Source organism: Pseudomonas sp. GL-B-26 (assembly GCF_019947405.1).
Classification (GTDB): domain Bacteria; phylum Pseudomonadota; class Gammaproteobacteria; order Pseudomonadales; family Pseudomonadaceae; genus Aquipseudomonas.
This window is the reverse complement of record NZ_JAGYGJ010000009.1, coordinates 1-22,273: the sequence shown is the minus strand read 5'-3', so window position 1 is coordinate 22,273 and position 22,273 is coordinate 1. Positions and strand designations below refer to the sequence as shown.

Below are 22,273 nucleotides of genomic sequence, written 5' to 3'. Positions count from 1 at the left end.
GAACGTCAGCAGCCCTTGAACACACCCGGCCGCTTCTCGATCATCGACCGAACGCCTTCCTTGGCATCCTCACTGGCCAGCAGCTTCTTCGCCAGCGGCTGCAAACCCCGCGCCGCCGCTGTTTCCCCTTCATAACGCGCCTGTCTTGCAGACATCAATGTCGCCTGAACCCCAAGCGGCGCCTGCCGGGCAATCCGCTCAGCCAGCTCAATCGCCCGTGGCAGCAGATCCTCGCTGGCCATGACTTCCTGCACCAACCCCAGATGCAACGCCTCATGCGCATCGAATTCATCGCCGGTCAGCAGCCAACGCATGGCATTGCCCCAGCCAGCGACCTGATGCAGGCGTAATGTGGCGCCGCCGAACGGGAGGAGCCCGCGTTGCACTTCTTTCTGGGCGAAGCGGGTGTTGCTGGCACACAGGTTGATATCGGCGGCCAGCATCAATTCGATACCGATGGTCAGGCAGTAGCCTTGCGCGGCGACAATCACCGGTTTGCTGACTCTGGGGCCAGCAAATACACCCCACGGATCGCAGCCGCCGGGCGGTGTCTGCCAGTCTTCGGCCAGGGCCGCGCTGGCACTGACCAGGTCCAGTCCTGCGGTGAAATGCTCTCCATGGCCGAACACCACCGCCACCCGCGCCTCGCTGTCGGCCTCGAACTCGCCATAGGCCAGGCTCAGTTCGTTGAGCAGGTCGAGATCGAAGGCGTTGCGTTTGGCCACCCGATCCAGGCCGATCATCAGGACATGACCGTGCCGTTCACGGCTCACGCGACTGGAGCAGGGCTGATTCATGGAGTATTTCCTCGGGCGGGAAGGGGTGGGTAGGGGTATGTGAGACAGCAGGTCTGCCTGATAACGATGAACCGTTTTAGCGCCATCGCCAGCAGGGCCGGGCCTTTGAAAAATAGACCGTTGCACGATTATCCGCAAAGCCTGTGACATAACGGTGTATCCGTCAGTTTTCCGACAAATAATGCTCCCTTTTTGGGCTAATTCCGGTATAGTGCGCGCCGGCCTTTAACCGGGCCGCGTTTAGGTAGCGCAATTCCCCGAAGTCAGCTTCGGCTGCACGTCCGCACAGCGGACTCTCCCTTGACGAATCTTTTTCATTCATTCGTTTTCGCAAATCCCCGCCGACAAAGCAGCCAGGGCGACTCTTGAGTCTTACACGGCATGCGCAGCTTTGGAGCATGGGTCTTTGCGGATGCACTTAGAGGCAGACCCATGACCCAGGAAACCGGCGGCTTCGCCGCTTTTAATCTTAATCCGAATATTCTTGCAGCCGTCATCGCGACTGGCTACGAAGAGCCTTCGGCTATTCAGCAGCAATCGATCCCGATCATCATGGCCGGCCACGACATGATTGGTCAGGCGCAAACCGGTACGGGTAAAACCGCTGCGTTCGCCCTGCCGATCCTGCATCGCATCGATCCTGCCAAGCGCGAGCCGCAAGCCCTGATCCTGGCGCCAACCCGTGAGTTGGCGCTGCAAGTAGCAACCGCTTTCGAAACCTACGCCAAGCAAATGCCGGGCGTTACCGTTGTGGCCGTTTACGGCGGCGCCCCTATGGGTCCACAACTGAAAGCAATCCGTAATGGCGCACAGATCGTTGTCGCCACTCCGGGCCGTCTGTGCGACCACCTGCGTCGCGACGAAAAAGTTCTGTCGACCGTGAACCACCTGGTTCTCGACGAAGCGGACGAAATGTTGAAACTGGGTTTCATGGACGACCTCGAAGTTATCTTCAAGGCCTTGCCTCCAACCCGTCAGACCGTATTGTTCTCGGCTACCTTGCCGCAGTCGATCCGTGCCATTGCCGAACGCCATCTGCGCGATCCGCAACACGTGAAGATCCAGACCAAGACTCAGACCGTTACCGCGATCGAACAGGCTCACCTGTTGGTTCACGCTGACCAGAAGACCTCGGCTGTATTGAGCCTGCTGGAAGTTGAAGATTTCGATGCCCTGATCATGTTCGTGCGCACCAAGCAAGCGACCCTGGACCTGGCCAGTGCCCTGGAAGCCAAAGGCTACAAAGCCGCTGCGCTGAACGGTGACATTGCTCAGAACCAACGTGAGCGCGTGATCGAATCCCTCAAGGATGGTCGTCTGGACATCGTTGTTGCGACCGACGTTGCTGCTCGTGGCCTGGACGTTCCGCGCATCACTCACGTGTTCAACGTTGACATGCCGTACGACCCGGAATCCTACGTTCACCGTATCGGCCGTACAGGCCGTGCCGGTCGCGAAGGTCGTGCACTGCTGCTGGTGACTCCGCGTGAGCGCCGCATGCTGCAAGTGATCGAGCGTGTAACCGGTCAGAAAGTTGCCGAAGTTCGCCTGCCGGACGCTCAGGCCGTTCTCGATGCTCGCATCAAGAAACTGACCAACAGCCTGTCGCCGCTGGTGGCTGATGCCGAATCGACTCACGGTGATCTGCTGGATCGCCTGACTGCCGACATCGGTTGCACCCCGCGTGCACTGGCCGCTGCTCTGCTGCGCAAGGCAACCAACGCTCAAGCGTTGACCCTGGCTGCCATCGAGAAAGAACGTCCACTGGTGCCGAACAACGCACCGCGTGGCGATCGTCCAGAGCGTACCGGTGATCGTCCGGACCGTGGTGATCGTGAGCGTCGTGCTCCGGTTCCATTGGCCGAAGGTCGTGCTCGTTGCCGTACCGCGCTGGGTGCGCGTGATGGTATCGCTGCTAAGAACCTGCTGGGCGCTATCCTCAATGAGGGTGGTCTGGCTCGCGAAGCAATCGGTCGCATCCAGGTGCGTGACAGCTTCAGCCTCGTTGAGCTGCCGGAAGATGGTCTGGAGCGTCTGCTGACCAAGCTGAAGGACACTCGCGTTGCCGGTAAGCAGTTGAAGCTGCGTCGCTATCGCGAAGATTGATCCGCTCTCGGGCTGATTGATCGAACATAAAAAATCCCCGACTGGTTCGGGGATTTTTTTGTCTGCCGTTTGTAGCAGCTGTCGAGCCTGCGAGGCTGCGTTCGGCGGCGTAGCAGTCGTGAAATCAGACGCCGCGGTGTTTCAGGCACACTGTACTTGCAGGTTTTACGACTGCTTCGCCCGAGCGCGGACCGAGCCGAACGCAGCCTCGCAGGCTCGGCAGCTGCTACAGATTTAGTCCGTCACTTGGCCGCCGCTTGCCGTCACTACATGCACGCTCATGCGTGGCGTCGCCAGGTCGAGCCCGGCTTCGTCCAGGTGTCGCTTGAGTGACAGGTTGAATGCTCGGGACACTTCCCATTGCTTGATGGGTGCGGTCTTGAACCGGGCACGAAGAATCGCGTTGCCTGACTCGAAGCTCTCGACACCCTGAATCTCCAGTGGCGACCAGATGTTGCGCCGTTGCAGTGGGTCGCTGCGCATCTTCTGACCGACGTCGCGCATCAGTTTGATCGCGTTATCGATGTCCATGTTGGAAGGTATCGCCACCCGGAAAATCGCGTAGCCGAATTCCCGGGAGTAGTTCTTGATGCTTTTGATTTCGCTGAACGGAATGGTATGGACGATGCCGTCGATGTCCCGCAGGCGCACGGTACGAATGGTCAGCCCTTCGACGGTGCCCAAGTGGCCGCCAACGTCCACGTAGTCGTCGATGGCCAGCGAGTCTTCGATGATGATGAACAGCCCGGTGATCAGGTCCGCCACCAGCGACTGTGCACCGAAACCGATGGCCAGACCGATCACGCCGGCACCGGCCAGCAATGGTGTGACGTTCATGCCCATGTTCGCCAGGGCGACGATCAGCGCAATGATGAAAATCGCTACGAACAACACGTTGCGGATCAGCGGCATCATTGTCTGCGCGCGGGCATTTGCCAGGCCTTTGCGCGAGCGGGTGAGGGCGTGGTGCACGGCGGTGTCGCTGAGAATCCAGATCAGCCAGGCAAAAATCAGCGTGCCGCCAAGGCTGAACAGTTTGACGCTGACTTCATGACCTTCGCCTTCGGTGAAGCGGATCAGCGACATGCCCCAGACCCGCAGGCCGAGTTCGATGAACGCGAGCCACACCACCAAATGAGCGAGTGTGTAGAAGAAGCTTTTCAGGCGCTCCGAATACAGCGCATGACGCTTCACGCCGCGCTGTGGTTTGAGTGAATGGCGGCGCACGAGGCCGTTGATGACCATGCACAACACCAGCAGCACCGTGCAGATCAGCGACTGACGCAACGCGGTGCTGGTATCGCCGGCCGAGACGAACGTGGCAAACAGCGAAATACCCACCAGCACCAGCGCCGGCATGTACCAAAAGGTGCCGAGAATCTCGATCGTGTCGCTGAGGGCGCGGCGGGTCAGGCGTCGGGACAGCGGTTGGTTGCGAATCAAGTGGGCGATCGGGCGCCGGAACCGCAGGATGAACAGCCCCGTAGACAACGCCGCCAGTACGTTGGCGACCGTCGCGGCGGTGTGCGCCAGATGAGTGCCAAGGCTTTCGACCAGTCGCGGATCGCTCAGGGCTTCACCGAAGGCTGCGAAACTGCCGATCAGCCACAGCGGCCGAAAGGCTTGATGCCGCAGGATGTACAGGGCGCGATGGCGGTGTGGGCCGTCGAGCAGCGAAAAGGCGATCACGCAGATCGCCGAAAAACAGGTGCCGACCACCAGCGCATAAGCCAGCACCATCGCCAGGCTTTTGCCCAGTGACGAGGGCAGGGCGTAGCTCATGTAGACCGTCATGACCAAGGCAATCAGCCACGGCCCGAGTTTGCGCAGGGCGAAGCGCAGCATGTCCAGGGCCTTGGGGTGCTGCGGCAGTTCTTCGGTCAGGCCGAAGCGCATCCGCACCCGGTGGCTGACCCAGATCAGCGCGGCGGCCAGCAAACTCCAGAGCATCAGGATCATGGCAAAGGCAAAGATGATCGGCAGCCATTCATTGGCTGGCAGCACCAGCGCTGTCAGTTCATCCTCAGCCAGTTTGAACTCTTCGGACCAGCGAGTGAGAGGGCTGTCGGCGCCTGAAAACTGTTTTTCGAAACTGGCCAGGGTGCCACCGATCAGTCCCAGGACGCCTACTTCGGTGGCCGGCTGGGCTTTTTTGGTGACATCGCGCAGCTTCTTCAAATCCGCCAGCAATTTGGTGCGTTGCTGATCGTTCTCCAGCGACTTGATGACTTCGTCCAGGGATTGCCCCAAGGGCTCTTGCGCCTCAGGCTGTTTTGCCGAACTGTTGAGCAGGCCAGGCAAGCCGATCGCCTGGGCGGGTGCCATCGGCAGCAGCGTCATGAGGCAGACAAGGAATAAATACGGCAGGGCAAAAAGGCGAGCGAACACTAGGCGGTCAACCTCGGGATGAGCGGATCGGCCGAGTGTACGAGCCCGCCAAAATCAATGCGAGCCAGGGTGAGGATTTATTCGTTGAGTTTGGCGAGGATCTTGAACACCACGGTGGCGAGGATCATCAACATGCCGATCCACATCGCGAACACGCCGATGTTCTTGTCGCGAAAATTGAAGCCGATTGCCAGCATGATCATCCCGGCAAGAATCGGGATCAGCATGGCGTGAAATGAAGACATCGAGATCATGAGCGACTGCCTTGTCGAAAGGGGTATTGAAAGTGTAGGAGCTGTCGAGTGAAACGAGGCTGCGATCTTTTGACTTTGCTATTTAAAAACAAGATCAAAAGATCGCAGCCTCGTTTCTCTCGACAGCTCCTACCAACTCCTGCACGGGTTATGGCAGCTCGCGGCAGGCGTAAAACGCGCTCAACACTTTGACCAGGTGCGCCAGGTCATGGCTGCCGCACAGTTCACGGATCGAGTGCATGGCGAAGGTTGGCAGGCCGATGTCCACGGTGCGCACGCCCAGGTGGCTGGCGGTGATCGGGCCGATGGTCGAGCCGCAACCCATGTCGCTGCGCACTACGAAGCTCTGCACCGGCACTTCTTCGGCCATGCACAGGTGGCGGAAGAACCCGGCGGTTTCGCTGTTGGTGGCGTAGCGCTGGTTGCTGTTGACCTTGATCACCGGGCCGGCGTTGAGTTTCGGGCCGTGATTGGCATCGTGCTTGTCAGCGTAGTTGGGGTGCACGCCGTGGGCGTTGTCAGCCGAAACCAGCAGGGATTTCTGAATGGTGCGGACGAATTCATCACCTTCGGGCAACAGACGACGCAGTGTTTGCTCAAGCATCGGGCCGTCGGCACCGCAGGCTGAACAGGAGCCGACTTCTTCGTGATCGTTGCAGACCAGCACGCAGGTTTCGTCGGTTTCGGTGGTCAGCAAGGCTTGCAGGCCGGCGTAGCACGACAGCAAATTGTCCAGGCGTGCGCCGGCGATAAAGTCGCCATGCAGGCCGATGACCGCAGCGCTTTGGGTGTCGTAGAAGCTCAGCTCATAGTCGAGCACCACGTCAGCGTTCAGGCCGTGTTCGCGGGCGAGTTGATCGGTGAGCACGGCACGGAAGTCCACGCGCTCGTCACCGGCAAATTGCGCAAGGATTGGCGGCAGTTCGGTCTGGGCGTTGATCGCCCAGCCCATGTTGGCTTCACGGTTCAGGTGAATGGCCAGGTTCGGGATGATGGCGATCGGCGCCTTGAAGTCGACCAGCTGGCTCTCGACCTTGCCGTCACGGCGGAAGGTCACGCGACCGGCCAGGGACAGGTCGCGGTCGAACCATGGCGCCAGCAGTGCACCGCCATAGACTTCGACGCCCAGTTGCCAGAAGCCCTGGCGTTGCAGTTCCGGCTGGGGTTTGACCCGCAGGCACGGGCTGTCGGTGTGCGCGCCAACCAGGCGAATGCCGCCGTGCAGGGGCGAATGACGGCCCATCTTGAACGCGACGATCGACGAGTCGTTACGGGTGACGTAGTAACGACCGTTGGCTTCGGTGGTCCATGGCTCGCGCTCGTCAAGGCGTTGATAGCCCGCCGCTTCCAGGCGCTGAACAAGGCTGGCGGTGGCATGGAATGGGGTAGGGGAGGCCTTGAGGAAATCGATCAGGCCTTGGTTCAACTCTTCGCGCATAAGTAGCTCCAGACAGCAATGGCGCAAGTTTAACGTATTGGCTCACGGCATTGCAGAGACAATGCCGTTCGACGTACGCCAGCTGCCGATTGGCGAAGAGGATGAGTCAACCGGTGATCAGCTTGCCATTGAGGAACACTTCGCGACGTTGCTTGCGGCCTACATATTCATGTTTGCTCGCGAGGTACACTTCGTTGAATTTTTCCTTCGAGATGCCCGGGATCTGTCGAATGTATTCGTCCACCAGTCGGTCATAGGCGGCTTCGGTGATGAACTTATAGATGTCCCGGCGATAGAAAAAGCCCAGTTGAAAACCGAGGGTTTCGCTTTGATGGTTTGTCTGCCCGACAAAGCAGTTTTCAAAGTCGATGGCTTTGAGTGGGGTCTGCGACGTTTCCGGGGTCATGATGTTTCCAGCCCAGAAATCCATGTGCGTGATGTTCTTGCGTGACAAGGAGCTCAGCAATTCGAAGGCATCGAGAATGAATGTTTCGACGCTGTCCGGGTTGCGTTTAAGCCATTGCACACCGTCGATATGATCATCGAGCAGGCGCGTGATAATGAAATACTCCTGGGTCAGCCCCAGTCGGTCCTTGGTGTAACCGAACCCTTGCAGCGGCGGCATTTGTACGCCACGGCGTTGTGCTTCGAGCGTATTGATCAACTCTTCCAGCGGCCAGTCGAATCGGCCATTGCGCTGTGGTTTGCCAAAGGTGACCCGCACTTTTGCCTTCAAGGTATCCAGCGTGTGGACCTTGGCAAACAGCGGCGAATCGCCGGAGACCAGCGGCGCGCTCGCACGGGGGAGCTTGCGGGCGCGTCGTTTGTGTATGAGCTGTTCAAGCGCCTGTTGTGCTTCGGCTGAAGGCTGCTCGCTAAGGTGCAGCGTGGTGTTGAACAGGCAGAAGGTGAACGGGAAGTCGTCTTGGAATGTCTTGTTGCTGAGCACAAGGGCTTCCTGCCTGAAAACAAAGTGCGGTTATTTTACGTTTCATTACAAATTCATGACAATATTTTCACGCCATGTTCACGTCGATTTGTAACAAGAAATAAAAAACGTCCTTCAATGGAAGGGCGTTTTTTGGTTCGCCGGTTGCTTAAAAAGGAGCAGGACACTCGAAGCGCAAGCGTTCGCCGCTTTGCGGGTGAGTGAAGCTCAGCATGCTCGCGTGCAAACATAGTCGTGGCCAGGCCGCCAATGCTTGCTCGTGGGCATACAGCCCGTCACCCAGCAGTGGGTGGCCGATGGAAAGCATGTGCACGCGCAACTGATGGGAGCGGCCGGTGATCGGCGTCAATTCGACACGACACCAATCGCCGCAACGCTCCAGTACGCGCCAGAAGGTCAGGGCGTGTTTGCCCAATTCATGGTCCACCACATGGCGTGGCTTGGTCGGCGGGTCGTAGCGCAAGGGCAGATCGATGCTGCCACTGTCCAGTTCCGGCTGACCCCAGCACAGGGCGGTGTAGGCCTTTTCGGTTTCGCGGTCATGAAATTGCCGAGACAGCTCGCGATGCGTGTCCGGATCACGGGCCAACAGAATAATGCCGGAAGTTTCCCAGTCCAGCCGATGGACGATTCGTGCTTCCGGGTAGCCGTTTTCCTGCAGGCGGGTAATCAGGCAGTCCTTGTTGTCATCGGCCCGCCCAGGGACGGAGAGCAGCAGGGTCGGTTTGTTCACCACCAGTACGGCGGCGTCCTGATGGATGATGCGGATGTTGGACAGCGGCATTAAAACAGCCTCGTAACAAACGCCAACGGCGACTCAGGCCCCTTCCATTAACAGAAGGGGCCTGAGCCGCCGTGGCTCCAGCCGGATCGACTCAGCGGTCTGGCAGGGTGATATTGAGTTCCAGAATCGAGCAACTGCCCTGGTTTTCCAGAGCGACGTGCACGTCATCGGACCCGATATTGACGTACTTGCGGATGACCTCGACCAATTCCTTCTGCAAGGCTGGCAGGTAGTCCGGTGTACTGCGTTGGCCGCGTTCGTGCGCCACGATGATCTGCAGACGCTCTTTCGCTACCGACGCGGTGCTGACCTTTTTGCTGGCACGAAAGAAGTCAAAAAGATTCATTATCTACCTCCAAACAGGCGCTCGAAGAATCCCTTCTTCGTTACATCGAGAAAACGATGCTCCACGTTTTTGCCCAGCAGACGATCGACCGCATCGCTGTATGCCTGACCGGCATCGCTCTGGTCATCGAGAATGACCGGCACGCCCGAGTTGGAAGCCTTGAGTACCGCTTGGGATTCCGGAATGACACCCAGCAGGGCGACCGCCAGAATCTCTTTGACGTCTTCGACGCCGAGCATCTCGCCGTCACTGACCCGTTGCGGGTTGTAGCGGGTCAGCAGCAGGTGTTCCTTGATCGGGTCTTCGCCCTTTTCAGCGCGGCGCGATTTGCTGGCCAGCAGGCCGAGCATGCGGTCCGAGTCACGAACCGAGGACACTTCCGGGTTGGTCACGATAATCGCTTCGTCTGCGAAGTACATGGCCAGGTGGGCGCCTTTTTCGATGCCGGCCGGAGAGTCGCAGACCACGTATTCGAAGTCTTCTTTCAATGCCATCAACACTTTTTCCACGCCTTCCACGGTCAGCGCGTCTTTGTCGCGGGTCTGACTGGCGGCCAGTACGTAGAGGTTTTCCAGGCGTTTGTCTTTGATCAGGGCTTGTTGCAGGTTGGCTTCGCCGTTTACCACGTTGACGAAGTCATACACCACGCGGCGCTCGCAACCCATGATCAGGTCGAGGTTACGCAAACCGACGTCGAAGTCGACGATAACTGTTTTGTGACCGCGCAGTGCGAGGCCGGTACCGATAGCGGCGCTGGTGGTGGTCTTACCCACACCACCCTTGCCGGATGTAACCACGAGAATCTTGGCCAAGGTGTTTCACCCCTAAGGAAAAAGGACTTGTTAGCCCCTGAAAAACATCTCTTTTAAAAACTACTGCAGTCGGACAGCCTTGGCTGGAATTCGGTTTTGAGCGATGCCTACCCCCGGTAAACACTGCTTTTGGCCTTTTTCCTACTTCGTTTGAGCCGTTTTCGCTACGTTTTAGAGATGCTTGGAAAATGCGGCAGTATCCGTTAAAGACGAATGATGTTCAACACATCGCCCGACAGGCTGACCTGTACACCCGCGCCCCACAAAGGGTCGCGACGCAGATCCTCCGAAACCTTGTAGTGGCCTGCGATGGAGACCAGTTCAGCGCTCATTTGCTGACAGAAAATCCTGGCTTTCGTGTCGCCTTTGACGCCGGCCAACACTCGGCCACGCATCGGGCCGTATACATGGATGTTCCCGTCGGCGAGAAGTTCCGCCCCCGGGCTGACCGACGAGATCACCACCAGATCGCAGCCCTGGGCATAAATCTGCTGGCCGCCACGTACTGGCGAGGTGATGATCTTCGTTGGCTTGATCGTCGGCTCCGGCGGTTTTTCCGGTTTTTTCATAACTTGACCTTCAAGCGGGTCAAGCGGACGTTCACGGGCGCCGGACGGTGGCAGCACCGGCAGGTCGACCGCGATGGCCGCGGCGATGTCTTCGATGCGGCTGGCACGGATCGCCAGGGTGCGCAGGCCATGTTGGCGGCAGACGCGCATCAGGCCCGGCAGATCGACCGCACCTTCGCTGGCCGGGAGTTTGTCCAGGGCCAGCACCAGTGGCGCGTTACTAAAGAAGTTAGGCGCCTGGGCGACCTTGGCGGCCAGTTGACGATCGAGGTTCTCGAGGTCGTTACGGGCCAGTTCCAGCACCGTAATGGCGAGCATGCTGCCCTTCAGCTGGAACACGGGATCTTGGTCTAGCGGTTCGGTTTGGCTCATGGTCGGCATACAACGACTTGTCACTAAAAGTGCCGAGACTTATAACGAGAACGCCCGCGAGCCGCAAGCCGGGTCGAACGATGTAGAATGCGCGGCCATTGTCTTTCCGGAACCTTTAATGGATCGCCCGCGTTTTCGAACAGCATTTCTATCTCCACGTTTCTGGCCGCTGTGGTGTGGCTTGGGGCTGTTGTGGCTGATTGTCCAGCTGCCGTATCCGGCGTTGCTGTCGATTGGTCGCGCCCTGGGTGCATTGATGTATCGAGCAGCGGGCGACAGACGGCGCATTGCCAAGCGCAATCTCGAACTGTGTTTCCCTGAAAAAACCGCTGCCGAGCGTAAGCGCCTGCTCAAGGAAAACTTCGCCTCAACAGGCATCGCGTTTTTCGAAATGGCGATGAGCTGGTGGTGGTCGCGCGAGCGTCTGGCGAAGCTGGCTCACGTCGAAGGCCTGGAGCATTTGAAAAAAGCCCAGCGCGACGGCAAAGGCGTGATCCTGATGGCCGTTCATTTCACCACGCTGGAAATCGGCGCGGCGTTGCTCGGCCAGCAGCACACCATTGATGGCATGTACCGCGAACACAAAAATCCGTTGTTCGACTACGTCCAGCGCCTGGGTCGCGAGCGGCACAACGTCGACTCGCTGGCGGTGGAGCGTGACGACGTGCGCGGAATGCTCAAATTGCTGCGCGCAGGCCGGGCAATCTGGTACGCACCGGATCAGGACTATGGCGCCAAGCAAAGTATCTTCGTGCCGCTGTTCGGGATTCAAGCCGCGACCGTCACCGCCACCAGCAAGTTTGCGCGGTTGGGCAAGGCGCTGGTGGTGCCGTTCACTCAGGAGCGTCTGGCGGACGGCAGCGGTTATCGACTGGTGATTCATGCACCGCTCGAGGGTTTCCCTGGCGAAACCGAAGAGGCCGATTGCCTGCGGATCAATCAATGGATCGAAGGCGTCTTGCGCGAATGTCCGGAGCAATACCTCTGGGCCCATCGTCGCTTCAAGAGCCGTCCGCCGGGTGAGCCGAAGCTGTACGCAAAACGCGGTTGAACCACCGTCCTTATAAGCACCATGGAGTGTTGCGATGAGTCCTGCTGAACCGGTTACAGGGTTGATTCTTTCCGGCGGCGGGGCTCGGGCGGCTTATCAGGTCGGTGTGCTGGCGGCGATTGCCGAGCTGTTGCCGGTCGGCGCGAGCAATCCGTTTCCGGTGATCGTCGGCACCTCGGCCGGCGCAATCAACGCGGTCAGCCTCGCCAGTGGAGCGATGGATTTTCGTGGTGCAATTCAACGTCTGACAGCCTTCTGGCAGGGCTTTCGCAGTCATCTGGTGCTGCGCAGCGACTGGCCGGGCGTGATCCACCAGGCCAGCCGTTTTGTCACCCACAGTTTGCTCGGGATTGGCGCTCAGGTGCCGGTGGCGTTGCTCAACAGTTCGCCGCTGCGCGGATTGCTCGACGACAAACTGCAGATGAGCGGGATTGCCGAGGCCATTGCACAGAAGCAGTTGCAGGCGGTTGCGGTGACTGCGTTTGGCTACGAGTCCGGTCAGGCGGTGACCTTTTATCAGGGCGGCGGCACCATCAATGCCTGGTTGCGCCATCGGCGAATCGGCGTCCCCACGCAATTGACCGTCGACCACTTGCTGGCCAGCTCCGCCATTCCGCTGTTGTTTGCGCCAGTGAAAATCGGTGAAGAGTATTTCGGCGACGGCGCGGTACGTCAGTCGGCACCGATCAGTCCGGCGCTGCACCTGGGCGCCAGCCGAGTGCTGGTGGTGGGCGTCAGCGGCAACCCCCGCGGCGTCGACCCGGAACAACCGCTGCTGCGCGCCTACACTGGCCAGCAGCCGAGCCTGGCGCAGATCGGTGGGCACATGCTCAACAGCACGTTCATTGACAGCCTGGAAAGCGATATCGAGTTGCTGCAGCGGCTCAATCAGTTCAGTCATCTGCTGCCCGATGGCACGCCGACTCGCGCGCTGGGTGTTGCGCCGGTGGACGTGCTGGTAATTTCGCCGAGTCAGCCGATCGATGAGATTGCGGCGCGGCATCGGCAGGAATTACCGGCAGCGCTGCGCCTGTTTCTGCGCGGACCGGGGGCGACCAAGACGAGCGGGGCGGGGGTGCTGAGTTATCTGCTGTTCGAGGCGGGGTATTGCAGCGAATTGATTGATTTGGGGCGGCGGGATGCGTTGGCCAAGCGGGATGAGTTGTCCCGGTTTCTGGGATTGTCATAAAGCAAAGATCGCAGGCTGCGCCAGCTCCTACATAGGAACGCATCTCCCTGTAGGAACTGCCGAAGGCCGCGATCTTTTGACTTTAAATCAGAAGTGGAACTTCACCAGGAAGCTCGTGGTGCTCTGATCGGTTTTGAAGCCCTGACTGTCTTCAATACCGTACTTGTTTTTCCAGTAGTCATACTCGACGCCAACGTACAACTGCTTTTCGCCAAGGTTCAGCGCCTTGCCCAAGTCGTATTTGACTTGTGGATTGAAGTGCAGGTTGGCGTGGTATTCGCCTTTTTTGTTGACGTCGTTGTCGACCACCCAGTCCATGAAACCGTCGATCAGGATGTTCGAATCGCCCACCGGGATGGTGTAGGACCAGACCGGGGTGATCTGCCAGATGTTGTCACCCGGACGGTCGCCTTCGGTGTGACGGTTGTAGAAGTTCAACTGGAAGTAATCGAAGCCCGGGATCGCCAGGTCAAAAGCAGGACCGACCAGGTAGGACTCGGTATCGTCTTCACCGAACTCGTAAGTCATGGCCAGCAGCACATCTTTGATCGGGCCGAACTCGAGTTTCTGATCGAAGATCTTGCCGAACGAAAGGCGCGGGCTGATTTCACCGTAGTAGCTGTTCTCACCGGCGTAGTAATCTTCCTTGCCGTTGTAGAAAATCTTGTCGATGAACATGAAGTTGTCGCCGTATTTCCAGCCATCGACGTGTTCGAAGGTCACCGTCTGCTGAATGCGCGGATTGACCTGGAAGTCCTTGCCATACAAGTAGGACAGGCTGTTGTTCTGCCATTGCAGCAAGTCGCCGGCCATGGCCTGGCCCCCGGCCAGCAAAGATCCCGCCAGCATCAGGCTAGTGCACGTACGTTTCATTCGGTAGCTCCCAAAAAGTAGGTGGTTCCACGTTATTTTTCTAAGGTCGGCGCTCTGGTGTGGCGCCTTTTTCTGTCGCTGTAAAAATCATCCAATCGGTCAGCTTCAGTGCTGTTAGCAAGAGCTGAGCCAAGGCTTTTGAAAAGCCAAAAAACTCCCGTTCGGCGGCTCAAGAGCGGTCGATTGAGAGTGGTTTTGGAGTGCCTTGGTACCGTCCAGTGCCGGGATAAGTTGGCTTTCTGGTCAGGAATTAGATCCGGGCTTTTTTTTAGACCAGATTCGGGCGGCCGCGGAGAATACTGACTCCTTGGCCAGGTCTCAAGTGCCCCGCAACAGCGCACCGACGACAGGTTTGGAGCACGGTTGCGGGCCATCTAGAAATGCACCTTCAGCAGCAGGCTGGTGGTGTTCTCATTAGTGTCGAAGTTGGCGGTGTTCTCGATGCCGTATTTGTCTTTCCAGTAGCTGTACTCGACGCCGACGTACACCTGTTTCTCCCGCCAGCCCAGGGCTTTGCCCAGGTCGTACTTGATCTGCGGGTTGAAGTGCAGATTGGCGTGGTAGGTACCATGTGAGTTCTGGTCGTTATCCACGACCCAGTCGATGTAGCCGTCGATCAACAGGTTCGAGTTGCCCAATGGCAGGGTGTAGGACCAGGCTGGCGTGATCTGCCAGACATCGTCGCCGGGACGCGAGCCTTCGGTCTGGCGATAGTAGAAGTTCAAGGTGAAAAAATTGAAGCCCGGTACCGCGAGGTCGAAACCGGGGCCGATCAGATAGGCCTCGGTGTCGTCTTCGCCATTCTCGTAGGTCATGGCCAGCAACACGTCCTTGATCGGACCGAATTCGAAACGGCGGTCGAGGATTTTGCCGAAAGACAGGCGCGGACTGAACTCGCCGTAATAGGCGTGAACGCCTTTGTTCCGGTCTTTCTCGCCGTTGTAGTAAGTGCTGTCGACGAACAGGAAGTTGTCGCCGTACTTCCAGCGGTCGGCGTGCTCAAAGGTTATCGTCTGCTGGATCGACGGGTTGACCGCGAAATCCTTGCCATACAGATAGCTCAGGCTGTTGGTCTGCCACAGCAGTAAATCGCCGGCCATGGCCTGACTGGCGGCCAATAGACCACCGCCTAACAGCATGTTTGTCTGTGTCCGAATCATCTGTTGCTCCCTCTTGTTTTTATTGTTTGAGGCACAGGCAGCCGCTGACCTGTGGGAGCAGGCCCGCTCCCACAGGTTTTGTGGCTTTAGTCAGTTAATGCGGGTGCGCGTGGCAGTCGTTGATGGCCGCGCGTTCGGCGCCGCCGAGGATGTTGAACAGCAGGTTCAGCGACAGTGCACTCAGCGTGGCCATGGCGATTCCGCTGTGGGTGATCGGGCTCATCCACAGCGGCAGGTGGGCGAAGAATTCCGGACGGACCACCGGAATCAGCCCCATGCCGATGCTCACCGCCACCAGCAACTGGTTGCGACGGTCACCGATGTCGGCTTCCTGAAGAATCTTGATGCCGGTGGCGGCGACCATGCCGAACATCGCAATGGCGGCGCCGCCCAGTACGGCGGGCGGAATCGAAGCCACCAGAAACGCGGCTTTCGGCAGCAAACTCAACACCACCAGCAAACCGCCGGCGACGATGGTCACCGAGCGGCAACGCACGCCGGTCATCTGCACCAGGCCGATATTCTGCGCGAAGGAGGAGTGGGTGAAGGTGTTGAAGAAACCGGCAAAGAACGAGGCGCCGGCATCACACAACAAACCGCGACGCAGCATCCGTGGGCAGACGTCCTGGCCGGTGATTTTACCCAGCGCCAGGAACATCCCGGTGGACTCGACGAAGATGATCACCACCACCAGGCACATGGAAAGGATCGGTGCGAGTTCGAACTTTGGCATGCCGAAATGCAGCGGGGTCACGAATTGCAGCCATGGCGCCTGGGCCATGCCGCTCAGGTCGACCATGCCGATCAGGCCGCAGAGCACGTAACCCAGGCACATGCCGATCAGCACCGAAATGTTGACCCAGAAACCGCGCATGAAACGGTGGACCAACAGAATGGTGGCCAGCACCAGCGCGGCGATGGCCAGGTAAATCGGTGAGCCGAATTGAGCGGCGCCCGCACCGCCACCCGCCCAGTTGACAGCCACGGGGAACAGCGACAAACCGATCGAGGTGATGACTGTGCCGGTCACCAGAGGCGGGAAGAAGCGTACGACTTTGGACATGAATGGCGCGATGATCATGCCGAAGAATCCGGCGGCGATGGTTGCACCGAAGATCCCTTGCAGACCGATGCCCGGCATGCCGGCCATGGCGACCATGCTGCCGACGGCGGCGAAACTGGCGCCCATCATCACCGGCATACGAATGCCCATGGGGCCGATGCCCAGCGACTGCACGATGGTAGCGATCCCGGCCACCAGCAGGTCGGCGTTGATCAGGAAGGCGATTTCTTCACGACTCAGGCCAGCGGCCTGTCCGATGATCAGCGGCACCGCGATCGCTCCGCCGTACATCAGCAGAACGTGTTGCAGTCCGACCAGGATCAGTTGCAAAAGGGGCAAACGCTGAATGGCGGGTGCGTCGGGGATGCGTGCTTTGGATAGCTCGGACATGCAACACCTCGGATCTTTTTTATTCTTGTGATTTTGTGCATCAGGTTGACCGCGGTGCGGCCAATCGCGAGCAAGCTCGCTCCCACACAAGCAATGCAAAACCTGTGGGAGCGAGCCTGCTCGCGAAGCTTTTCAACGGTTAGTTGGTTGGAGCTCCCTGAACAATCCAGGCGCCGATCAGGTCACGTTCCTGCTGGGTCATCTGGGTGATGTTGCCCAGTGGCATGATCTGGCTGGTGACGGCTTGAGCCTGGATGCGTGCAGCGTTCTGACGGATCTGCTCGGGGGTATCGAACATCACGCCGGCCGGTGCAGCGCTGAACAGCGGGCTGGTCGGTTTGGCCGAGTGGCAGACCGCGCAACGTTCCTGAATCACACTGTGAACCTTGTCGAAGCCGGGGCCGGCGTTGGACGCCTGAGCCGGTGCTGCGGCAGGTGCAGCAGGTTTCGCCGCTTCAGGTTTCACACCACCACCAAGAGCGGTCTCCGGCAGCGGCTGGTACTCGATGGTGCCAGGCGCCTTGGCCACTTCAGGTGCGCTGGGCATCTGCGCCGGGCCAGTCACGTAAGCCAGGCAGATCATGCCGACTGCCGCAACGGGCAGGGTCCAGGCAAATTTGTGGCTGTCATGACGGGTGTTGAAGTAGTGACGCACCAACACCGCCAACACCGCGATCCCGGCCAGGATCAGCCAGTTGTATTGGCTGCCGTAGGTGCTCGGAAAGTGGTTGCTGATCATGATGAACAGCACCGGCAAGGTGAAGTAGTTGTTGTGACGCGAACGCAGCAAGCCTTTGGCCGGCAGCGCCGGATCCGGCGTGCGGTTTTCGGCAATCGCGGCAACCAGTGCGCGCTGCGCCGGCATGATGATGCGGAACACGTTGCCGACCATGATGGTGCCGATGATCGCGCCGACGTGCAGGTACGCACCACGACCGCTGAACACTTTGCTGAAGCCGTAAGCGGCGCCAATGATCAGCACGAACAGGATGAAGCCGAGCAGGGCAGGGCGTTTACCCAGGGCCGAGTCGCAAAGGAAGGAGTAGACGAACCAGCCGACGAACAACGAGGCAATGCCCAGCGCGACCCCTTCAGGGCCGGTCAGGCTGCTGCCCGGTGCCAGCAGGTACAGCGTCGGGTTGGAGTAGAACACCACGCACAGCAGCGCGATCCCCGACATCCAGGTGAAGTAGGCTTCCCATTTGAACCAGTGCAGGTTGTCCGGCATGGTCGGTGGAGCCAGTTTGTATTTTTCCAGGTGATAGATACCGCCGCCGTGGATCGCCCACAAATCGCCCGCCAGACCACTTTTCGGGTTGACCCGATTGAGGTTGTTTTCCAGCCAGACGAAATAGAACGACGCGCCGATCCAGGCCACGCCAGTAATCATGTGAACCCAGCGCACGCTCAGGTTCAGCCATTCCAACAGATGTGCTTCCACAGTCTTTACCTCTCGCCTGTCACTCTGTTGTCGAGTGATCAGACCTTCTCTTATTGGTGGGGGGCGAGGATCAAACGCTCATCCTCTTTGAAAAAATGCTCATCGCAGTTATTGCCTGTGCCACTGCGATCAACCACCAGGAAGTCATCCCGCTTTTCGATCGTCAGCACCGGATGGTGCCAAACGCCGCGATGGTAATTAATGCCCTGCCTGCCGTTGGTGACGAAGGCGCGGACCAAGCCTGATACAGGTTCATCGCCAAGTGGCGCGACCACGATCAGAAAAGGGTTGCCGAGCAGCGGAATGAAAGCCTGGCTGCCCAGCGGGTGACGCTCCAGCATGCAGACGGTCAGCGGCATGTCCTGCGCGTCGGCGCGGAAGATGCTGATGATCGCGTTGTCCTCTGGCTTGGCGGTTTCCACCGTCGCCAGTTTGTGGAAGCGCATGGTCGAACCGTTGTTGATCATGAAGTGATCGCTGCCGTCGGTTTCGATCACGTCACCGAAAGGGGCGAAGGCTTCTTTGGTCAGCGGTTCAATCGTCAATGTGCGCATGCTGGTCTTCTTTTCCGAGTTCTGTGTTGTTTGTACTGCTTTTGTGGCGAGGGAGCTTGCTCCCGCTGGAGTGCGCAGCGCTCCCAAGCTTTTTGGGCCGCTGCGCAGCCCAGCGGGAGCGAGCTCCCTCGCCACAGGGTTCAGCGCTTACTTCGCGACCTTGCCCAATACCCGCAGGCGGCTCACACCACCATCCGGGAACACGTTCAGGCGGATGTGAGTGATCGGGCCCAGCGCCTTGATCTGCTCGGCGAAGGTGTGTTCGGCGTGCATTTCCAGTTTCTGCGCCGGCAGCAATTCGCGCCAGAACAGCGATTGGGTTTCGATCTGGCTGTCGGTACCACCCTTCACGAACGCGCCCTGGATCGAGCACGTGTCCGGGTAGTTGCCCTTGAAGTGCAGGGTGTCGACGATGACTTTCTCGATTTCGCCGGCATGGCCCAGCGCGACGATGACCCAGTCATTGCCTGGCGTGCGACGACGTGCGGTTTCCCAGCCGTCGCCCATGTTGATGCCACGGCCCGGGTTGAGGATGTTGCTCATGCGACCGAAGTGTTCGTCGGAGCAGGCGAGGGCGCGACCACCGTTCAGGGCTGCGGCCAGGTCAACTTGCTCGTTGTCGCCCACAGCCGACCAGTCGCGGAACGGAATACCGTAAACACGCAGACGGGCCACACCACCATCCGGGTAGATGTTGAAGCGCAGGTGACTGAACGCCTGGTCGTTGTTGATTTCGTGGTAGTGGTGGCTGTTGCCTTGCAGTTCGACGGCGGACAGCACTTCAGTCCACTGGGTGTTTTCGTCTGGCTCGCCCGAGGCCAGGAAGCACGCTTCCAGGGAGGCCGACGGCGGGAAGTTGCCGGTGAAGAATGAAGTGTCGATGTCCACGCCTTTGATCGAACCCGGTACGCCCAGGCGGATCACGGCGCTGTCGTAGCCTTCGAAGCGCTTGCGGCGCGACTCCCAGCCGTCCATCCACTTGCCGTTGTCATCGAACACGCCCTCCTTCCACACAGCCGGGGTCGGCTGGAACAGGCGGTTGGCATCAGCGAACCAGTCATCGGTGACCGAGATGATTTTGGTGCCCAGGCGGGCGTCGGCCAGGTTGACGAACTTCTCGAAAGGTACGGCGTAAGCTTTCATTCTTCTTGTCTGCCTTTAATTAGTTGGCTTGGGATGCTCGCAGGAGCCCTGGGTGCTTTTTGCGTTTAAGAACACTCGGGCCAGGCTCGCTATAGGGTCAGTAATCGGAACAACGCAATCTTGTTGATCTCCGCCAGCGCGCACTTGAACTCGGTGTCTTCCGGGTTGTGAATACGCGTTTCGAACGCCGCGAGGATCTGATGCCGGTTGCTGCCTTTTACCGCCATGATGAAGGGAAACTTGAACTTGGCTTTGTAGGCGTCGTTCAGCTCGGTGAAGCGCTGGAACTCTTCGGCCGTGCATTGGTGGATACCCGCGCCAGACTGTTCTTCAGTGCTGGCAGCGGTAAGCTGGCCCTGGACGGCGGCTTTGCCGGCCAGGTCCGGGTGAGCGTTGATCAGTGCCAATTGGCTTTCATGATCGGCGCTCAACAGGATGTCGCTCATGCGCTGGTGCAGGGTTTCGATCTCGTCGATCGAAGCGTCCTGGCCCAGGTCGAAGGCCTTTTCGGCCACCCATGGCGAATGTTCGTAGATGTCGGCGAAAGCGGCGACAAACGCGTCGCGGCTCAGGTTCGATGGTTTCAGGGTTTGGAACTGACTCATTTCGTGGCCCCTTGATACGGGTGGGTTTCGTGCCAGTGGCGAGCGATGTCGACGCGACGGCTGAACCACACCTGTTCATGACTTTTAGCGTATTCGATAAAGCGTTTGAGCGAGGCCAGACGCGCCGGACGGCCAATCAGACGGCAGTGCAGGCCGATCGACAACATCTTCGGTGCTTCGGCGCCTTCGGCATACAGCACGTCGAAGGCGTCTTTGAGGTATTCAAAGAAATCGTCGCCCTTGTTGAAACCCTGGACCTGGGTGAAGCGCATGTCGTTGGTGTCCAGCGTGTACGGAATCACCAGGTGCGGCTTGCCGGTCGGGTTGTTCGGTTCCCAGTAGGGCAGGTCGTCGTCGTAGGTATCGCAGTCGTAGAGGAAACCGCCTTCTTCCATCACCAGTCGGCGAGTGTTCGGACCGGTGCGGCCGGTGTACCAGCCGAGCGGACGTTCGCCGGTGATTTCGGTGAGGACGCGGATCGCTTCGAGCATGTGCTCGCGTTCCTGCGCTTCGTCCATGTACTGATAGTCGATCCAGCGGTAGCCGTGGCTGCAGATCTCGTGTCCGGCATCGACCATCGCGCGGATCACGTCCGGGTGGCGCTGGGCGGCCATGGCCACGGCGAAGATGGTCAGCGGAATGTCGAATTCCTTGAACAGTTTCAGAACCCGCCAGACGCCGGCACGGCTGCCATACTCGTAAAGGGATTCCATGCTCATGTTGCGCGCGCCTTGCAGCGGCTGCGCCGAGACCATTTCCGAAAGGAAGGCTTCGGATTCTTTGTCGCCGTGCAGGATATTGCGCTCGCCGCCTTCTTCGTAATTGAGCACGAAGGACAAGGCGATGCGGGCATTGCCCGGCCAGTGTGGGTGAGGAGGGTTACTGCCGTAACCGATCAGGTCGCGTGGGTAGTCAGCGCTCACTGCAGTCTTCCTTCTTATTCGTTCGACTTGTTCAAGGTCAGGGTTGTGTGGCGGCCTGCAATGTGATGACAGGCTGGCGTCACAGCGATGGGCTGATTGTATACAACTTTATATCAACTTTGTAAGCCTGTTTTTTTGCATTTTTCAAAACTGTAATCTTCACATGTTATTGCAAGAAACCTGCCTGATTGGTCAGCTAATGGATGGAAGGTCCTCTGATCCTATGGCGCGGCGGTAGATTCGGCGGGAATCACTGAATGACGGGTATAGCGGTAAATATGTTGTTTTTATTGTGTACAATTTTTTTGAAAAGTGTCTTAATCAGTCGCTCGCCGCAGCGTTTCGTGCTCCGAATCGGTGCGGTCTCCTTTTCAACTGACTTCGGGAGGCGCGAGGTCTGACTGCTCCACGCAGGCAGGCGCGCAGAATCAATGGGACGTTTGACTACACACGTTTTGGACGCTGCACACGGTTGCCCGGGCAGCTCGATCAAGGTCGAGTTGTATCGCGTAGAAGGTTCGCAGCTGGAATTGGTCGCCACTGCGATAACCAACAGCGATGGCCGGGTCGATGCACCGCTGCTGCAAGGCGATGACTACCGTTCAGGGGTCTATCAGGTTCAGTTTCATGCGGGCGATTACTACCGCGCCCGTGGCGTTCAGCTGCCAGAACCCGCGTTCCTGGATGTGGTGGTGCTGCGGTTTGGCATCTCTGCGGAACAGGACCACTACCACGTGCCGTTGCTGATTTCGCCGTACAGCTATTCGACCTACAGAGGAAGCTAGGACTTTCCCCCCAGAATCCTGCGCATAAGCTTCTTTGGTCTTTCGCCCGCTCACACTGCGGGCTTTTTTTTGCCTTTGGGAAAGTCAAAAGATCGCAGCCTCGTTTCACTCGACAGCTCCTACAGGGGATCGCGGTTTCCTGTAGGAGCTGTCGTGTAGTGGTCGAATATTTTTGGACCATGATGTAGGAGCGTCGACTTTAGGAATCATCATGGGATATCGGGTTGTTACATCTGAGGAAAAAGCGGAGGCGATCCGTTTGGTTGTGGAGATGGATTACT

At 58.7% G+C, this 22,273-nt stretch carries 21 protein-coding genes; 4 read left to right on the top strand and 17 right to left on the bottom strand.

All coding sequences use genetic code 11. The features are described 5' to 3' along the window. Nucleotides 1-5: 5 nt before the first annotated feature. Entirely contained in the window at nucleotides 6-797 is a 792-nt protein-coding gene (locus tag KGB23_RS07920) for a crotonase/enoyl-CoA hydratase family protein (RefSeq protein WP_223430585.1), read from the bottom strand. 432 nt (nucleotides 798-1,229) lie between these two features. Here KGB23_RS07920 and KGB23_RS07915 point away from each other — a divergent pair, with 432 nt between their 5' ends. Beyond that, a complete protein-coding gene (locus tag KGB23_RS07915) occupies nucleotides 1,230-2,903 on the top strand; it encodes a DEAD/DEAH box helicase (RefSeq protein WP_008146183.1) in 1,674 nt (557 codons plus the stop codon). A 234-nt stretch (nucleotides 2,904-3,137) separates the two neighbouring features. On the opposite strand, the gene KGB23_RS07910 is transcribed toward KGB23_RS07915, so the two are convergent. The 8 genes from KGB23_RS07910 to minC all read right to left on the bottom strand — a co-directional run bounded on the left by KGB23_RS07910 (nucleotide 3,138) and on the right by minC (nucleotide 10,815). Continuing rightward, entirely contained in the window at nucleotides 3,138-5,291 is a 2,154-nt protein-coding gene (locus KGB23_RS07910) for a mechanosensitive ion channel family protein (RefSeq protein WP_223430584.1), read from the bottom strand. Between the two features lie 77 nt (nucleotides 5,292-5,368). After that, nucleotides 5,369-5,536 carry a hypothetical protein gene (locus tag KGB23_RS07905; protein WP_223430688.1) on the bottom strand — a complete coding sequence of 56 codons (168 nt, stop codon included), beginning with the start codon at nucleotides 5,534-5,536 and terminating at the stop codon, nucleotides 5,369-5,371. Nucleotides 5,537-5,693: 157 nt separating this feature from the next. Next, a complete protein-coding gene (locus KGB23_RS07900) occupies nucleotides 5,694-6,983 on the bottom strand; it encodes a M18 family aminopeptidase (RefSeq protein ID WP_046047516.1) in 1,290 nt (429 codons plus the stop codon). A gap of 106 nt (nucleotides 6,984-7,089) precedes the next feature. After that, the gene (locus tag KGB23_RS07895; protein ID WP_223430583.1) at nucleotides 7,090-7,932 is read right to left on the bottom strand and encodes a hypothetical protein; all 843 of its coding nucleotides are present in this window, start codon (nucleotides 7,930-7,932) and stop codon (nucleotides 7,090-7,092) included. Between the two features lie 148 nt (nucleotides 7,933-8,080). Continuing rightward, nucleotides 8,081-8,716 carry an RluA family pseudouridine synthase gene (locus tag KGB23_RS07890; protein WP_150656323.1) on the bottom strand — a complete coding sequence of 212 codons (636 nt, stop codon included), beginning with the start codon at nucleotides 8,714-8,716 and terminating at the stop codon, nucleotides 8,081-8,083. Nucleotides 8,717-8,807: 91 nt separating this feature from the next. Continuing rightward, nucleotides 8,808-9,062 carry a cell division topological specificity factor MinE gene (gene minE, locus KGB23_RS07885; protein ID WP_007898843.1) on the bottom strand — a complete coding sequence of 85 codons (255 nt, stop codon included), beginning with the start codon at nucleotides 9,060-9,062 and terminating at the stop codon, nucleotides 8,808-8,810. Next, nucleotides 9,062-9,874, bottom strand: coding sequence for a septum site-determining protein MinD (gene minD, locus KGB23_RS07880; RefSeq protein WP_223430582.1), 813 nt, complete (start codon nucleotides 9,872-9,874; stop codon nucleotides 9,062-9,064). Before minD ends, minE begins: the two co-directional genes overlap by 1 nt. Before the next feature lie 203 nt (nucleotides 9,875-10,077). Next, nucleotides 10,078-10,815 (bottom strand): septum site-determining protein MinC, encoded by a 738-nt coding sequence (gene minC / locus KGB23_RS07875; RefSeq protein ID WP_150656322.1) that lies wholly within the window; start codon nucleotides 10,813-10,815, stop codon nucleotides 10,078-10,080. A gap of 118 nt (nucleotides 10,816-10,933) precedes the next feature. On the opposite strand from minC, the gene KGB23_RS07870 reads away from it, so the two are divergent. Together KGB23_RS07870 and KGB23_RS07865 are read left to right on the top strand one after the other, a co-directional pair. Further along, complete coding sequence (locus KGB23_RS07870) at nucleotides 10,934-11,866, top strand: lipid A biosynthesis lauroyl acyltransferase (protein WP_150656321.1); 933 nt, start codon at nucleotides 10,934-10,936, stop codon at nucleotides 11,864-11,866. Nucleotides 11,867-11,900: 34 nt separating this feature from the next. After that, nucleotides 11,901-13,055: a patatin-like phospholipase family protein gene (locus tag KGB23_RS07865; RefSeq protein WP_223430581.1), complete on the top strand. Its 1,155-nt coding sequence runs from the start codon at nucleotides 11,901-11,903 to the stop codon at nucleotides 13,053-13,055. Nucleotides 13,056-13,142: 87 nt separating this feature from the next. Here the strand turns inward: KGB23_RS07865 and KGB23_RS07860 are convergent, their stop codons facing one another. From KGB23_RS07860 to puuE, 8 genes are all read right to left on the bottom strand, one after another. Then, nucleotides 13,143-13,928 carry an outer membrane protein OmpK gene (locus KGB23_RS07860; protein ID WP_223430580.1) on the bottom strand — a complete coding sequence of 262 codons (786 nt, stop codon included), beginning with the start codon at nucleotides 13,926-13,928 and terminating at the stop codon, nucleotides 13,143-13,145. A 374-nt stretch (nucleotides 13,929-14,302) separates the two neighbouring features. Then, complete coding sequence (locus KGB23_RS07855) at nucleotides 14,303-15,088, bottom strand: outer membrane protein OmpK (RefSeq protein WP_223430579.1); 786 nt, start codon at nucleotides 15,086-15,088, stop codon at nucleotides 14,303-14,305. A 94-nt stretch (nucleotides 15,089-15,182) separates the two neighbouring features. Next, nucleotides 15,183-16,541 carry a nucleobase:cation symporter-2 family protein gene (locus tag KGB23_RS07850; RefSeq protein WP_076027965.1) on the bottom strand — a complete coding sequence of 453 codons (1,359 nt, stop codon included), beginning with the start codon at nucleotides 16,539-16,541 and terminating at the stop codon, nucleotides 15,183-15,185. A gap of 139 nt (nucleotides 16,542-16,680) precedes the next feature. Beyond that, nucleotides 16,681-17,982 (bottom strand): urate hydroxylase PuuD, encoded by a 1,302-nt coding sequence (locus KGB23_RS07845; RefSeq protein WP_056740369.1) that lies wholly within the window; start codon nucleotides 17,980-17,982, stop codon nucleotides 16,681-16,683. 50 nt (nucleotides 17,983-18,032) lie between these two features. Beyond that, complete coding sequence (locus tag KGB23_RS07840; protein WP_150702853.1) at nucleotides 18,033-18,536, bottom strand: ureidoglycolate lyase; 504 nt, start codon at nucleotides 18,534-18,536, stop codon at nucleotides 18,033-18,035. Nucleotides 18,537-18,683: 147 nt separating this feature from the next. Continuing rightward, nucleotides 18,684-19,679 (bottom strand): allantoicase, encoded by a 996-nt coding sequence (gene alc, locus KGB23_RS07835; protein ID WP_017339775.1) that lies wholly within the window; start codon nucleotides 19,677-19,679, stop codon nucleotides 18,684-18,686. Between the two features lie 89 nt (nucleotides 19,680-19,768). Continuing rightward, nucleotides 19,769-20,284: a 2-oxo-4-hydroxy-4-carboxy-5-ureidoimidazoline decarboxylase gene (uraD, locus tag KGB23_RS07830; RefSeq protein ID WP_223430578.1), complete on the bottom strand. Its 516-nt coding sequence runs from the start codon at nucleotides 20,282-20,284 to the stop codon at nucleotides 19,769-19,771. After that, on the bottom strand, nucleotides 20,281-21,207 hold the full coding sequence (gene puuE, locus KGB23_RS07825) for an allantoinase PuuE (RefSeq protein ID WP_111449005.1): 927 nt from the start codon (nucleotides 21,205-21,207) through the stop codon (nucleotides 20,281-20,283). The genes uraD and puuE overlap by 4 nt, the downstream gene beginning before the upstream one ends. A 431-nt stretch (nucleotides 21,208-21,638) precedes the next feature. On the opposite strand from puuE, the gene uraH reads away from it, so the two are divergent. After that, a complete protein-coding gene (gene uraH / locus KGB23_RS07820; protein ID WP_008146146.1) occupies nucleotides 21,639-21,992 on the top strand; it encodes a hydroxyisourate hydrolase in 354 nt (117 codons plus the stop codon). The last annotated feature ends 281 nt before the right edge of the window (nucleotides 21,993-22,273 follow it).